The sequence below is a fragment of the Bacillus carboniphilus genome (assembly GCF_039522365.1).
GTDB lineage: Bacteria > Bacillota > Bacilli > Bacillales > JC228 > Bacillus_BF > Bacillus_BF carboniphilus.
Genome location: NZ_BAAADJ010000024.1, coordinates 25555 through 40173, shown reverse-complemented (window position 1 = coordinate 40173; position 14619 = coordinate 25555). Strand labels below are relative to the sequence as shown.

The window sequence follows — 14619 nt, the reverse complement described above, 5'->3', positions numbered from 1 at the left end:
GTCACTCCGTTATGGTATTTGACTCATTCATTTCAATTATTCTTCCTTCAATCGCATTTACAAACAGGTCATCCTGTTCATTTATTTCAAAATGCCACGTAGGTGCAAGAACCTGAGAAGATAGTTGAACCCGTGTGTAGTATCCTAACTCTACACTTTTGACTACACTACCTGGCTTAAGTTTGCCGTTTGCATGAAGAGTTTCTAAAGCTTTCATTTCTTCTATTATATTTTGTTCACCATATTCTTCGAACGAATCTAACATCGTCTGCTTATAGCCAACCACTTCGTTATTCTCATTTAAAGTAAAAATAATTCTACCACTTTGATTATTAAATAACGGGAAATTTTTATATGTTTGGTAATACACGACTTTATTATTTAATTTGTCATATTCCCAAAAAATATAATGTTCTCCGAATAAGACCTTTTCTGAAAGAATTGGAGCCATTGATTCTTGATTTATCTCATTGACGATTGGAATTGGCTCATTAAAAGTAGAAATAATGACCTCAAGTTCATTTTCAAGAATTACATCTTGGTCTTCTAATTGGGACAATTCATCTAAATTAAATTCTTTAGGTATGGCGTCTATAAAGAATTGTTTTTTGTTTACATTTGTATCAATATTCTCCACGACAATTTCACTAGCAGTTAGTTGTTCTTCAAAGGAAGCTTCGTTCATCATGGGAAGCTTTTCCTCATTTTGTTTGTCCAATACCCAAAAAAGGAGAAATCCATCCAGGACAAAAAAAGCAAAGATAAAAATAGTTTTTATTTTACTCCAGTCCATGTTTGTCTCCTCCTTCTTCATTAAAGGTAATAGACAACCAGCTTCCTGCTAACAGATAATACCATGTAGGTTCTAAAGATATGACTGGATTTTGATAGTCATATTCAATTTTATACCCTATCGTCAAATCTTGTAAATCCTTTAAATCTATCTGTTTCTGTTTTTCTAGTTGTTGTAAAACATAGTCCCCTGAAGGAAGAGAAACTTCTTCTGTCTCTAGTTCCAATCGTAAATGATTCTTTAAATCGAAATAAGGTCTTGTATACTGGTATATCTCCTCGCTACCCCAAATAACTTCAATGGCTGTCTGCCCCTTTTCACTAAAGACAGGAAGTCCTTGATGGAAAAGTCTGAAGGAAATCTTATTCTCGTATTTGGACCAACTATCATAAATAAATGTATCAGTCCAGCCAGCGTGTTCGTTAATATAGTTTATACTTTTTTGCAATGCATCTGGAACTTGAAGGTAACTATCGGAAGCACCTATAGGGTTAACGAATGACAATGAACTTTTAGAATAATCTACACTCAGCAAACTATATATATCACTATATTCCTCTCCACCAGTAACATAGCGTTTTTTTACGAAGTTGGGATTACTAAAAAGAGCGTCTCTAAACAGATCTGCATCCACAGTATCAGATAAAAACTTATAGGTAAAAACTCTTACTTCATCATTTTCGTTACTTGGATAGTATACCCTACGAATATCTTCTACTTCGTAATAGTTATAGGCAGGAAATCTCTGTGGAATTTGATAATATTTAGTTTGAAATTTGGAAATATCAGTACCTGTTGCCCTTGCCTGATAAATTTTCCTCTCATTCTTTAAATATGAGATAAAGTATACAGTAACTTGGTTCCCATCAAATTTCCCCATATCAACGACAATGCGATCAAAATTGCCGCTTGGTATATGATTTTCTGTAAATTTTAGAACTTTACTATACATATTTAGTGGTACAGAGTCTTCAAATATGAACTCTACATTATCTGTTCCATGTACAAGTGGAAAAAATTCATTATCAGAGATGGTAACTGTTATATCACTCATGTCGGAGAATTTCCATTTTGTAAAGTTATCAAGTACTTCTTTTATTTCATTTATGTTGCTAGTCCCAAAAGTTCCTGAATTACGGTGAATTAAGAATTTAGTTGGCTTCACCACTTCTCCAATAGTCTTTTCTTCACTAATTGCAACAGATTGTATTAAATCATTTTCTTCACTATAGGCTTCGTACCCTGGCTGATAAGTCCATTGAATATAAGTTAACACAAGGCTTATTCCGACGAGGACAGTTAAGATTATAGATTTAAGTTTTTCAAGTTTCATGCCCAATCATCCTCATTTGTCCGTTCATAAGGTAATTTTATATAAATGGTTGTACCTTCTCCTTCTTTACTCTCTGCCCATATTTCACCTTTATGAGCTTCAACCATTTCCTTGGCAATAGCTAATCCCAGTCCTGTTCCACCTAGCTGTCTTGTGCGTGCCTTATCAACTCTATAAAAACGTTCAAAAATCTTATTTACTTGACCCTTTGGAATACCTACACCTTGGTCTCTCACACTTAAAATAATATCTTTTGGTTCCTCCTGAATCTTAAATGTAATGTTACCTCCTTCAGGGGAATACTTCATCGCATTAGAAATTACGTTATCTAATACTTGTGTCATTTTATCTTCATCAATTTCTACAAAGATTGTTTTATTAGGTAAATCTCTAATAAATGTCACATTCTGCTTTTTAGAGATTTCAAACCGGTCGATGATTCTATTAAAGAGTATAGTAAAATTAACAATTTCCTTTTGGAATCGATAATCTTTACTATCCATTTTTGATAACTGGAGGAGGTCTGTTACAAGTCTAATCATCCGTTCTGTCTCTGTCTGAGTTACATTTAAAAATCTTGGTGCGATTTCTTCATCTCTCCAAGCACCTTCAGCTAATGCCTCTATATAACTTCTCATTGTAGTTAGTGGTGTTCTCAACTCGTGAGAGACATTTGCTACAAACTCCCGACGCTCCATATCTATCTTCTCTTGCTCTGTAATATCGTGTAATACAGTTATTAAACCATTTACTAAGCCCGTATCTTTTTGTATGACTGAAAAATTTGCACGTAAAATATACGGTTTGTTTTTTGTACTAAAATCCAAAATTACCGATTCTTGTTCATTGATTAAATCTTCGAAGGAGTAATCATCCTCAATACCAAGGAGAGTTGTAATTGGCTGTGAAAGGACTGTTTCACGTGAAACATTCAATAATTCTGCAGCAGGTTCGTTAATCAAAATAATACGACCTCGCCTGTCCGTTGCAATTACTCCGTCTGTCATATATTTCAATACAGATGCGAGTTTTCTTCTTTCACCCTCCGTTGATGCCTGGGCTTCCTGAAGCTTTTTGGTTAGGTTATTAAAAGTTAGAGCAAGTTGACCAATTTCATCTAATCCATATACTTTAACCTTTCTGGAAAAATTCCCCTTTGCCATAGCAAGTGCCTGTCTTCTCATATCGGCAATTGGTCTTGTTATTGTCTGTGCTAACAGTATCCCAAGAATGGCCGTAATGGTTAGAGCAATAATAGTCCCATTCGCAAAAATGTCATTGATATTCCTTAGCTGTCCATAGACAGCTTCAATATCTGCAGTTAATAAAATGACACCGATCATTTCCCCACCGGATTTAATAGGGGTAGCTAACACCCAAATCCGATTCCCGGAATGCCGATCTATGTTAATGGCACTCTCAATTTTACGGATTACTAAGGATCGCTTTACGATAGGATCTGTAGTTCTTTGTCCTACTATAATTTGTTTATCGGGATCAGATGTTCCAATTATTTTTTCATTCATATTGATAACTCGAACCTCTGATATATCAGTTCCTGTGTACCCCTTTAAAATTTCATACACTTCTTGTTCTAATGATGGGTCTTCTTCATCATCGCGTACCTTCGTCATCTCTTCTTCTAAGCTATATGAAAGCAAGTTAATTCGGTCACGTACTGAATTTTGGAAGTTCTCAATAAGTTCATTCTCTAGCACTCGACTAAAATAAACTCCAATTATTTGCATGGCAATGATAATCAACAATACATATACTAGTACAAATTTAAGATGTATAGATTGAAAAAAGCTTACCTTCCTCATAAAGACAGATTACTCCTGATCAGGGTTTCGCAAGTAATAGCCGACTCCCCTTCTTGTCACAATCCATGCAGGATGACTTGGGTTATCTTCGATTTTCTCTCTTAAACGTCTTACTGTAACATCGACTGTTCTTACATCCCCATAATAATCGTAGCCCCATACGGTCTGAAGTAAATGTTCTCGAGTCATTACTTGTCCTATATGTTTAGCTAGGTAATGAAGTAATTCAAATTCTCTGTGAGTCAACTCAATGGTTTCTCCACGTTTTGAAACGACATAGGCATCAGGATGAATAGTAAGGGCTCCTACCTCTATTTCTGAGTTCTCATCCTTTTCATCGGCTTGGCTAGCTACATGTTGTTGACGTCTAATATTTGCCTTTACTCTTGCTATTAACTCTCTCGTACTAAAAGGTTTTGTTACATAGTCATCTGCACCAAGTTCTAGACCTAACACCTTGTCAATCTCAGAGTCTTTAGCTGTTAACATGATGATTGGAATTTCATGTTTCTTTCTAATTTCTCTACAAACTTCCATTCCATCTTTTTGAGGAAGCATAATATCAAGAAGGATTAAATCAGGCTTAATTTCCTCAACTAGTTTGAGGGCTTCGTTCCCATCATATGCACAATGAACGTCGTATCCTTCTTTCTCTAAATTAAAATGTAGAATATCTGCAATTGGCTTTTCATCATCGACTACTAGTATCTTTTTATCCATGTTCTATTCTCCTTCCAAAGAGAACCTTATTTTTTTATTTTCGCTATTTTCGCATACTATGTTGCTTTTAGACAATAGTTTATTCTATTAACAAAGGACGTTGATTTCCGTTGCAGGTGCTTGCTTTCCGTGGGCGGTCCGGGAGCCTCCTCGTCGCTGTCGCTCCTGCGGGGTCTCCCTTGTCCCTTCCTCCCACAGGAGTCAAGCACCTTCCACTCCAATCAACTGTAGTCGAACTTAATGTGCAAGAAACAACACTCTTTACGAAAAACAGCCTTTATTTTACTTTATCATGTATTAAATTTGTATTCATCCATTAGCCTAGCTGATACGATTTGGTCGGACTTATAAACTAATTCTTCTTTCTTTTTTATTATCCTTTAATTTTCAACTAGTCATGTATTGAAATTGAGTTTTTCCCAAATCATAACATATATGGCATTCTAGTAGAAAAGCCCCCAGCAGATGCTGAGAGCTCAGATTTAATTATTTATATAATCTAAAGGATTTTTAAGTTTACCATTTTGATAGATTTCAAAATGGAGATGAACACCAGTAGAGTTACCAGTAGAGCCCATTACACCAATCTTGGAGCCTTTTGGAACAGTTTGACCCACACTGACACTTATAGAAGACAAGTGAGCATATACAGTCTTATACCCATTATTATGGTTAATCACTACTTTATTACCGTAGCCACCATCCCATCCTGCTTCAACAACGACTCCATTATCAGAAGCTTTAATGGTTCTATCGTAAGGACGAGCAATATCTATTCCCTTATGCATTTTGCCCCAACGGTATCCCATCTTACTCGAAATATATCCGCCACCAGCTGGCCAGATAAAATCTCCTGTTCCTCTCGATGGAATAACTTTTGTACCTTTTACGATAATTTCTTCAACAGGTTCTGAAATTACGTCTGATTCTAATACTTCTTGGCTATCTTTTGTTCCATTTACATCTCTTATTAAATAGGTTACAGCTTTTAATCCAGTTTGGCCATTTTGTTTAACGACCTGTTCCCCTTTGTACATGGTATCATCTTCTACGATCTTCGTTTCGTAAGGTATTTCCTCTTCACGGTATTTTTCGTATTCGACGACAACATCAATAAAAGGTTCATAAACCGTTACATTTAATTCCTGACCAATCTGAAGTACTGCGCCTTCATCTAAATCTGGATTAAGGTTTAACAGTTGAGAAAGTGTTAAGTCATGCTGTGCAGCAATATTACCAAGTACATCGCCGGATTGAACCTTATACTTCTTTTCTTCTAAGGTTCCTTTTTGTAATAGCTTTAACGCTTCGTCAACGGTTAAAATTTGATTTGGTGCAATTTCCCCTTCAGAAACTGAAACCTTTTCAGAGAAACTTACGTCTAATATGCGAGTCTGATCATGTTCAGTCAATTTTGGAACGCTAGCAGTTTGAACCGCTTTTTCTTTATTAGCATTTAGCTGTTTTATCTCTTCATCCGTTACGTAATTTTGCTGAATAGAATCTAAGACTTGTTTGGCTTGATCAGCAGTTTCCACATAAGCAACGGTTTTTCCATCAACATTGATAGCAAATGCTTCAGCCTTGATTTTAACTTTTTCTTTTAATGTCTCTAAGACTTCTTCATCTTCAGTTGTAATTCTAAAGACTTGCTCTGGAACATATGAAATTTGATTTCCAATAGTAAAATCAAGATCTTTATATTTTTCTTTTGCTTTATCTACTTCTATGTTTATCCAATTGTCTATTTCACTTTTATTACTAACTACACCTATTCTTTCATCACCAAAATAAACATGGTAAACAATAGAAAGCTCTGCATTACCATCAGTCTCAGCTTTTACTGACCCTAGTGTAAGGCTAGAAATAGTCAAAGTAGCAATAATTGTACCTTTAGCTAAGTAATTTGATTTTTTTCTTATTGGTTCTTTCCAATTCGACAAAAACTGTCTCCAATGAGCCATGATTGTATCCTCCTCAAGCTTCGAAGGCTTCTCTTCCTCATAGTGACAAAGACCTATTTAAAAATATAGTCTTATAAATTCACACTTTTATAATCTACCATATTTTTAGGAAAAGGGAAGGAATGACCCAAACATGTAATAAAAATGTATTATAACTTACAAATAATGGAACATCTTTTTATACTAAAATATCCCTATATAATATGGGAATAGCTTGGTCTTAAGAACTAAAGCGTTTTTCGACAAAATCCCTCCTATTTTTATTTGTATATATTCTTAATACATATTTGATTTATATTATTACTAAAAATAGAGGATTATGAACAACGAATTTGATTGTAATATAAATGTCTACTTCCCGTAAAAGTTATTATTTTTTTCGCACTTAGAAACAATTATGACAAATTGGCAGAAACCAACATCAAATAAACAGAAAGAAAGACCGCAAATAGCGGTCTTTTTAGCTGTATACACTTCTAACAACATTTGTTTGTTCTCTGTCAGGTCCTACTGAGAAAATGGATAAAGGAATACCTGTTAGTTGAGATATTCTTTCTAGATAATGTCTTGCATTTTCAGGCAGTTCTCCGAGTGTCTTACAGCCTGTAATATCTTCTTTCCATCCTGGAAGCTCTTCATACACTGGTTCACACTCAGCCAGCACTTTTAAGCTTGCAGGGAATTCCTTTATGAGCTCACCTTTATACTGGTAAGCTACACAAATTTTCAAAGTTTCAATTCCTGTAAGTACATCGATTGAATTTAATGATAAATCTGTGATCCCACTTACTCTACGAGCATGTCTGACCACAACACTGTCAAACCAACCAACACGTCTTGGTCTTCCAGTTGTTGTTCCATATTCACGACCTACTTCACGAATTTTGTCACCAATTTCGTTGTTTAATTCTGTAGGGAACGGGCCATCTCCAACTCTTGTCGTATAGGCTTTTGATACACCTACAACGTGATTGATTTTTGTTGGTCCAACTCCTGATCCAATGGTAACCCCACCAGCAACAGGGTTAGATGAAGTAACAAATGGGTAGGTTCCTTGGTCAATATCTAACATGACCCCTTGGGCACCTTCGAACAAGACCCGCTTCCCTTCATCTAAGGCATCATTTAGTACAACAGAAGTATCACAAACATAGTGTTTAATTTGTTGTCCATACTCATAATATTCATCTAAGATGTCCTCTAGTTTAAAACCTTCCGTTTCATAAAACTTCTCTAATAAACGGTTTTTCTCCGTGAGGTTGTGACTTAACTTCGCATGAAATTCATCGCGATCTAGTAAATCTGCAATTCTAATACCAGTTCGGGCTGCTTTATCCATGTAAGCAGGGCCAATTCCTTTTTTAGTCGTTCCAATTTTGTTGGCCCCTTTTCTTTGTTCCTCAACTTCATCGAGCTTCAAATGATAAGGTAAAATAACATGTGCTCTGTTACTAATTCTTAAGTTATCTGTCTTAACACCTTGATCATGTAAGTATTTTAACTCCTTAATAAGAGCTTTCGGGTCAACAACCATCCCGTTTCCAATAACACAAATTTTCTCTTTATAAAAAATCCCAGATGGAATTAAGTGTAGCTTGTACGTATTTCCACCAAATCGAATTGTATGACCAGCATTATTACCACCTTGATAACGGGCAATAACCTCTGCATTTTCAGAAAGGTAATCTGTAATTTTCCCTTTCCCTTCATCTCCCCACTGTGTACCAACAACGACTACGGAAGACATAGGAGCACCTCCACAAACTTTCGTTTATTTGACGGTATTAAGTGTACCAATTGAAAAGTCTTGAGTCAATCAAATCACGAACATTTATGTAGAATATATTATTTTTGTTCGTAAATATCTTTCTGTATACATAGTTAGAAATTAACCTGGAACATTGTATACCACCCTTTTTAGTATTCCAGTACTTTTCCCAAACATTCCTATATACGACAATTTATGAATATAAAAAGAACCTACCTCTAATCGCAGAGGAAGGTTCAATCTAAACCAATTATCCAGCTGGAACACCAGCCTCGTCAAACCGTCTTTCTAAGTTAACAAATTTGTTGTATTCCTTAACGAACGCTAACTCAACGGTTCCAACCGGACCATTTCTTTGTTTTGCAATAATAATCTCAATGATATCCTTATTCTCCGATTCTTTATCGTAATAATCATCACGATATAAGAAAGCAACAATATCAGCATCTTGCTCAATCGCACCTGATTCACGAATATCTGACATCATAGGTCTTTTATCTTGTCTTTGTTCTACACCACGAGAAAGCTGAGACAATGCAATAACAGGAACCTTTAATTCACGTGCAAGCCCTTTTAAAGTACGTGATATTTCTGAAACTTCCTGTTGTCTATTATCCTTAGAATTTCCACTACCAACAATCAATTGTAGATAATCAATCAGAATCATACCAAGGCCGTGCTCTTGCTTTAGTCGACGACACTTCGCTCTTAATTCGTTAATTTTTATTCCAGGAGTATCATCAATAAATATCCCCGCATTTGAAAGGCTACCCATTGCCATGGTCAGTTTTCGCCAATCCTCATCATTTAAAGAACCAGTACGAAGTCTCTGGGCATCAATATTGCCTTCTGCACAGAGCATACGCATAACCAACTGCTCTGCTCCCATCTCCAAACTGAAGATGGCTACATTTTCGTCTGTTTTGGTAGCAACGTTTTGAGCAATATTTAAAGCAAAAGCTGTTTTACCAACAGATGGACGAGCCGCAACAATAATGAGATCATTTCGTTGGAATCCAGCAGTCATTCTATCAAGCTCAGAGAATCCTGTAGGAATTCCTGTAATATCCCCTTTTCGGTTATGAAGCTCTTCTATTTGATCATAGGTTTTAACAAGTACATCTTTAATGTTATGAAAAGCACCGGAGTTATTTCTTTGGGAAATCTCCATTATTTTCTTTTCAGCTTCCGTTAGAAGTGCATCTACTTCGTCTTCTCTAGCATACCCATCTTGAGCAATGGTTGTTGCCGTTCTTATCAATCTTCTTAGTAGAGATTTCTCTGCAACGATTCTAGCATAATAATCGATATTTGCAGCAGTTGGTACACTAGCTGCTAGTTCACTTAAATAGGAAACTCCCCCGACATCTTCTAGCTGCTTCGTTGCCTGTAGTTCCTCTGTAACCGTAATAAGGTCTACAGCTTGCCCAGAGTCATTTAGTTTAAGCATGCAATAGTATATTTTTTCGTGTGCACTACGATAAAAGTCTTCTGGTTCAAGCAATTCAGATGCTGTAGAAATAGATGAGGGCTCCAGAAATATAGCACCTAATACTGCTTGTTCAGCTTCAATATTTTGTGGTGGAATTCGATCCTGAAACAATTCATTCATATATAACGGCCCCCTTCCTAACAATCTCAATCTCTATGAAAAAAAATAATTTACTTTCAATAACGAAATGCGTAAGCACCATTTTTGCGGCGACAATGCGCATATAATGTTTCTTCACAATATAAAAAAGTGACCGAATGAACGATCACATTTATTAATACCATTGTATCATGTTTATTTAAGGAATATAGATGGCAAATTTAGTTTTCTTCTGTCACATGCACATTTAGGGTAGCCGTCACCTCAGAGTGAAGCTTAACAGGAACTTTTGTATACCCTAACGTACGGATTCCATCGGCCAGTTCAATCTTCCTCTTATCAATCTTAATACCATGTGCTTTCTTTAGTTCCTCTGCGATTTGTTTACTAGTAACAGATCCAAATAATCTGCCACCCTCGCCGGATTTTGCCGAGAACTCAACTGTTATCTTTTCCAATTGAAGCTTAAGTGCTTCCGCTTCTTGGAGTTCTTCTTGTGCAAGCTTCTCTTCTTTCTTCTTTTGGGCATCTAATGTACTGACATTACCTTTATTGGCTTCTACAGCTAACCCTTGTTTAAGGAGGAAGTTACGAGCATATCCATCTGCTACATTTTTCACTTCTCCTTTTTTCCCTTTACCTTTTACATCTTTAAGAAAGATTACCTTCATTCCTTAGTTCCCCCTAACTTTATTTCATCAATAACATCATATAATTGTTGAACAGCTTCTTCGATTGTTACATCGGTTAATTGTGTAGCTGCATTCGTTAAATGCCCTCCACCGCCTAGGTTTTCAGCAATAATTTGCACGTTGATTTCACCTAATGAACGGGCACTTATACTTACAATTCCATCTTGTCTGTATGCTACAACAAAAGATGCTGACACTTCATCCATCGTTAATAAGGTATCCGCTGCTTGAGCAATAAGGACTTGATCGAATTGATCATCTTCTGGTCCTTTAGCAATGGCTATGCCTTCTTTATAAAACTCTACACTTTCAATGAGCTTTGCCCTTCTCACGAATGTATTTACGTCTTCTTTTAGGAATTTCTGAACAAGTACGGTATCTGCACCTAAAGCTCGTAAATAGGAAGCGGCATCGAATGTTCTAGAACCGGTTCTTAACGTAAAGCTCTTCGTATCCACAATAATGCCAGCTAGTAATGCCGTAGCTTCTAACATCTCAATCGGGCTATTTTTCGGCTGATATTCTAGAAGTTCTGTTACTAGTTCAGCAGTTGATGATGCATAAGGCTCCATATAAACAAGTAATGGATTTTTAATAAACTCTTCTCCTCTACGATGATGATCGATTACAACAACATGATCAAGTCCAGAAACCAGTTTTTCTTCTATCACCATTGATGGTTTATGTGTATCCACTACTACCAATAAGGTATCTTCTGTCGCTAATTCTAAAGCTTCATCAGGAGAAATAAAACGTGAGTTTAAGTTTGGCCGTTGTTTTACTTCTTGCATTAAGCGACTTACACCTGTATCTATATCATGAGGATCCATAACAATATAACCCTCTTTTTTATTCATCTGAACAACTTTTAAGATTCCTATAGAGGATCCTACTGCATCCATATCTGGCCGCTTATGACCCATAATAAAGACTTTATCACTTCCAACAATGAGTTCTCTAAGTGCATGGGAAATGACTCGCGCTCTCACCCTTGTACGCTTTTCCATAGGGTTTGTTTTCCCACCAAAGAACTTAACTTTTCCATTAGGTTGTTTTATAGCAACTTGGTCTCCACCACGTCCCAGTGCTAAATCTAAGCTTGATTGAGCGAGGCTACCTAGTTCCGTTAGAGATGAGGCACCTGTACCTACTCCAACACTTAGTGTCAATGGCACATTTTGTTTGGTCGTTAGTTCTCTTACGTCATCTAGAATACTGAATTTTCCTGTTTCTAGCTCTCTTAACACCTTTTCGTGAAAAATGGCTAAAAAGCGTTCTGAGGATACCCTCTTTAGGAATATACCGTTTTCTGTAGCCCATTTATTTAGAATAGAGGTAACCTGGCTATTTAAACTACTCTTCGTTTGGTCATCCATCCCTTGAGTCATCTCATCGTAATTATCTAAGAAGATAATGGAAATCACCGGTTGCTCGTCATTATATTTCTTTTCTAGTTCCCATTGCTCTGTAATATCAAAAAAGTAAAGAAGTCGTTCTTCTGCTTTATAAACGACTTTATACTTTCGGTCGATTATAGTAATACTATCTGTTTCGATTTCTTGTTTAATTACAGGAATTAAAGCATCCGCTACATCATAAAGCGAACGACCAACTAGTGACTCTTCCTCGAAACACGAAGATAGATAGGAATTGGTCCATTCAATAACATAATCATCATTGATGAGCATAATCCCAATGGGCATCTCGAGTAGAGCTTCCTCTCCCACCTTTTTCACTCTATGGGATAGAGTAGAAATATAGTCTTCCACTTCTCTTTGTCGTGTGTCCTCTCGCTGTAAAAGGAAGAAGAATAAAACACCAAAAACGACAAAGCCAATTAACGCTACAATCCATTGGTAATACGCTAAAATTCCTAGCAAAGCAATGGTTAATACAATAATTCCATATAAAGGGGGTTTAAATAACCCCTTTGTTAAATGAGAAGGCATTTTTTCAGCTCCTATTCACAATAGGATCATCATGATTTAGATTGATTCACCCGCTGTCTTAAGTCAAAGCCAATGTCCATAATCCCTACTATAACTACGAGTAAAAGTAATATCGGCATTAGAAAAACAAATACCGTCACAATGATTGGTAAGGCTTTCGTTATTCCTTTATTATACGCATAAAAATAAATAAAAGATAACCCTTGAATTACGAATAAGATTTGAAGTAAATAAGAAACGTTTATTACAGCATTATATACAAATGTGCCTGTCTCTATGGGCATAAAAAGTGATAAAAGTGTCACTACTAAATAATACCAAATAATGTTTCTTGGCAATCTCCACTCTCTGAAAGGTATACGTTTCGGAAGGTGAATATTCAAACGCCTTAAAATAGGATCACAGACCAACACATTGATATACATAGCCACAAATGACATTAAAACTAACAATACTGGAAAAAGGGTCCTAGCTAAGTCAAAGGTCTGGTTAATTGTCTCTTCCGTATAACCCTGAGGCAATCCTTGTCCAAATTGTTCCATTATTTCAATAGCCTTAATCATCGTTGCCTGAGTTTCTGTAAAGATTCTCTCTATCACATTGATATCAAGCAAAATAATGGATAAGACATATTGCAGAAGTGTTGTAATAGTTACAGTTAGGGTAGAAGTTATGTATAAAAACAAGCGACCTTTCTTTTCTTTTACCGCATAACCAATCATCAATCCAAGTGCCCCAGATGAAATAGCAACTGGCAAAGTATATATGTTTCCAATAATAAAAGATATCAGAAAGGCTGCTAATGAGAATATAAGACTGCTTTTTAGCCCATATCTTACTGTATAAATGATAAAAGGTAATGGTAGAAAGAGAGCAACAACTAGCCAAAGTATAGGTAAATATAAAACACCTGTTAATAATACAGAAAATACAGCTAACAAAACTGCACCTTCTGTGAGTCTCCTAGTTTGATTCACTTAAGAACCTCCTGTCATCTTTGAAGAAAGCCATTATTACATTAGCGTTTATAAGAGCTTCTTTCAGAAAGGGAATTCTTCAAGATATAAAAAAGCAATAAGAAAGTAGCACAGCCTTATTTTAAAAGCTTACTTCATACAAATCAACTTTAACACTTTATGTAATACTATCAGATATACAAAAAGCAGCTAGGAGTTCCTAGCTGCTTTGTTTTATTATTCTCCACTTACATATGGAAGAAGAGCCATTGTACGAGCACGTTTAATTGCTGCAGTCAACTTACGTTGATATTTAGCATTTGTACCAGTCACACGACGTGGAAGAATTTTTCCACGTTCTGAGATGAATTTTTTAAGAAGATCTACATCTTTATAATCGATGTGCGTAATACCGTTAGCTGTGAAGTAACACACTTTACGGCGTTTTGCACGTCCACCTCTACGTCCTGCCATGGGATTTCCCTCCTTTATTTATAAAAAGTTTTACCGTTCATTAAAATGGTAAATCATCATCAGAGATGTCAATCGGTTCACCGTTGTCAGCGAAAGGATCGTCATCTAGACGTGAATGTTGATTGTTGTTACGGTTATTATTTCGTTGTGGTTGATTCTGATTGTATCCAAAGTCTCTGTCCCTTGAACCTCCAGAGAATCCACTTTCGCCATTACCTTGAGATGCACCTCTTGGTTCAAGAAATTGAACAGATTCTGCCACTACTTCAGTAACATATACTCTACGACCATCTTGACCTTCATAGTTTCTTGTTTGGATACGTCCATCAACACCAGCTAAGCTTCCCTTTTTCAAGAAATTCGCCACGTTTTCAGCAGGTTTTCTCCAAACAACAACATTGATAAAGTCTGCTTCTCTTTCTCCTTGTTGGTTCGTAAAAGTACGATTAACAGCAAGAGAAAAAGTTGCAACTGGTACACCACTTGGCGTGTAACGAAGATCCGGATCTTTTGTTAGTCTACCTACGAGGACGACACGGTTCAGCATCAGAACAAC

The 14619-nt window shown here is 36.2% G+C and carries 12 protein-coding genes; all 12 read right to left on the bottom strand.

Annotated features, from left to right (window positions below; all coding sequences use genetic code 11):
• Nucleotide 1: 1 nt before the first annotated feature.
• Entirely contained in the window at nucleotides 2-793 is a 792-nt protein-coding gene (locus ABDZ91_RS13730) for a two-component system regulatory protein YycI (RefSeq protein WP_343799880.1), read from the bottom strand.
• Nucleotides 780-2126 (bottom strand): YycH family regulatory protein, encoded by a 1347-nt coding sequence (locus ABDZ91_RS13725; protein WP_343799878.1) that lies wholly within the window; start codon nucleotides 2124-2126, stop codon nucleotides 780-782. The genes ABDZ91_RS13730 and ABDZ91_RS13725 overlap by 14 nt, the downstream gene beginning before the upstream one ends.
• Nucleotides 2123-3949 carry a cell wall metabolism sensor histidine kinase WalK gene (gene walK, locus ABDZ91_RS13720; protein ID WP_343799876.1) on the bottom strand — a complete coding sequence of 609 codons (1827 nt, stop codon included), beginning with the start codon at nucleotides 3947-3949 and terminating at the stop codon, nucleotides 2123-2125. The genes ABDZ91_RS13725 and walK overlap by 4 nt, the downstream gene beginning before the upstream one ends.
• A gap of 9 nt (nucleotides 3950-3958) precedes the next feature.
• Nucleotides 3959-4669 carry a response regulator YycF gene (gene yycF / locus ABDZ91_RS13715; protein ID WP_343799874.1) on the bottom strand — a complete coding sequence of 237 codons (711 nt, stop codon included), beginning with the start codon at nucleotides 4667-4669 and terminating at the stop codon, nucleotides 3959-3961.
• Between the two features lie 482 nt (nucleotides 4670-5151).
• A complete protein-coding gene (locus tag ABDZ91_RS13710; protein WP_343799872.1) occupies nucleotides 5152-6633 on the bottom strand; it encodes a peptidoglycan DD-metalloendopeptidase family protein in 1482 nt (493 codons plus the stop codon).
• 460 nt (nucleotides 6634-7093) lie between these two features.
• Nucleotides 7094-8380 (bottom strand): adenylosuccinate synthase, encoded by a 1287-nt coding sequence (locus ABDZ91_RS13705; RefSeq protein ID WP_343799870.1) that lies wholly within the window; start codon nucleotides 8378-8380, stop codon nucleotides 7094-7096.
• Nucleotides 8381-8651: 271 nt separating this feature from the next.
• Entirely contained in the window at nucleotides 8652-10013 is a 1362-nt protein-coding gene (dnaB, locus tag ABDZ91_RS13700; RefSeq protein ID WP_343799868.1) for a replicative DNA helicase, read from the bottom strand.
• 200 nt (nucleotides 10014-10213) lie between these two features.
• Nucleotides 10214-10663 (bottom strand): 50S ribosomal protein L9, encoded by a 450-nt coding sequence (gene rplI, locus ABDZ91_RS13695; RefSeq protein WP_343799866.1) that lies wholly within the window; start codon nucleotides 10661-10663, stop codon nucleotides 10214-10216.
• Nucleotides 10660-12633: a DHH family phosphoesterase gene (locus tag ABDZ91_RS13690; RefSeq protein ID WP_343799864.1), complete on the bottom strand. Its 1974-nt coding sequence runs from the start codon at nucleotides 12631-12633 to the stop codon at nucleotides 10660-10662. The genes rplI and ABDZ91_RS13690 overlap by 4 nt, the downstream gene beginning before the upstream one ends.
• Nucleotides 12634-12662: 29 nt before the next feature.
• On the bottom strand, nucleotides 12663-13610 hold the full coding sequence (locus ABDZ91_RS13685; protein ID WP_343799862.1) for a YybS family protein: 948 nt from the start codon (nucleotides 13608-13610) through the stop codon (nucleotides 12663-12665).
• A gap of 216 nt (nucleotides 13611-13826) precedes the next feature.
• A complete protein-coding gene (rpsR, locus tag ABDZ91_RS13680; RefSeq protein ID WP_343799860.1) occupies nucleotides 13827-14063 on the bottom strand; it encodes a 30S ribosomal protein S18 in 237 nt (78 codons plus the stop codon).
• A 40-nt stretch (nucleotides 14064-14103) separates the two neighbouring features.
• Nucleotides 14104-14610, bottom strand: coding sequence for a single-stranded DNA-binding protein (gene ssb, locus ABDZ91_RS13675; protein ID WP_343799858.1), 507 nt, complete (start codon nucleotides 14608-14610; stop codon nucleotides 14104-14106).
• Between the last annotated feature and the right edge of the window lie 9 nt (nucleotides 14611-14619).

Bases quoted from the DNA above. Each gene is read 5' to 3' on its own strand.
- ABDZ91_RS13730 (WP_343799880.1), bottom strand. From the start codon at position 793: ATGGACTGGAGTAAAATAAAAACTATTTTTATCTTTGCTTTTTTTGTC.
- ABDZ91_RS13725 (WP_343799878.1), bottom strand. From the start codon at position 2,126: ATGAAACTTGAAAAACTTAAATCTATAATCTTAACTGTCCTCGTCGGA.
- walK (WP_343799876.1), bottom strand. From the start codon at position 3,949: ATGAGGAAGGTAAGCTTTTTTCAATCTATACATCTTAAATTTGTACTA.
- yycF (WP_343799874.1), bottom strand. From the start codon at position 4,669: ATGGATAAAAAGATACTAGTAGTCGATGATGAAAAGCCAATTGCAGAT.
- ABDZ91_RS13710 (WP_343799872.1), bottom strand. From the start codon at position 6,633: ATGGCTCATTGGAGACAGTTTTTGTCGAATTGGAAAGAACCAATAAGA.
- ABDZ91_RS13705 (WP_343799870.1), bottom strand. From the start codon at position 8,380: ATGTCTTCCGTAGTCGTTGTTGGTACACAGTGGGGAGATGAAGGGAAA.
- dnaB (WP_343799868.1), bottom strand. From the start codon at position 10,013: ATGAATGAATTGTTTCAGGATCGAATTCCACCACAAAATATTGAAGCT.
- rplI (WP_343799866.1), bottom strand. From the start codon at position 10,663: ATGAAGGTAATCTTTCTTAAAGATGTAAAAGGTAAAGGGAAAAAAGGA.
- ABDZ91_RS13690 (WP_343799864.1), bottom strand. From the start codon at position 12,633: ATGCCTTCTCATTTAACAAAGGGGTTATTTAAACCCCCTTTATATGGA.
- rpsR (WP_343799860.1), bottom strand. From the start codon at position 14,063: ATGGCAGGACGTAGAGGTGGACGTGCAAAACGCCGTAAAGTGTGTTAC.
- ssb (WP_343799858.1), bottom strand. From the start codon at position 14,610: ATGCTGAACCGTGTCGTCCTCGTAGGTAGACTAACAAAAGATCCGGAT.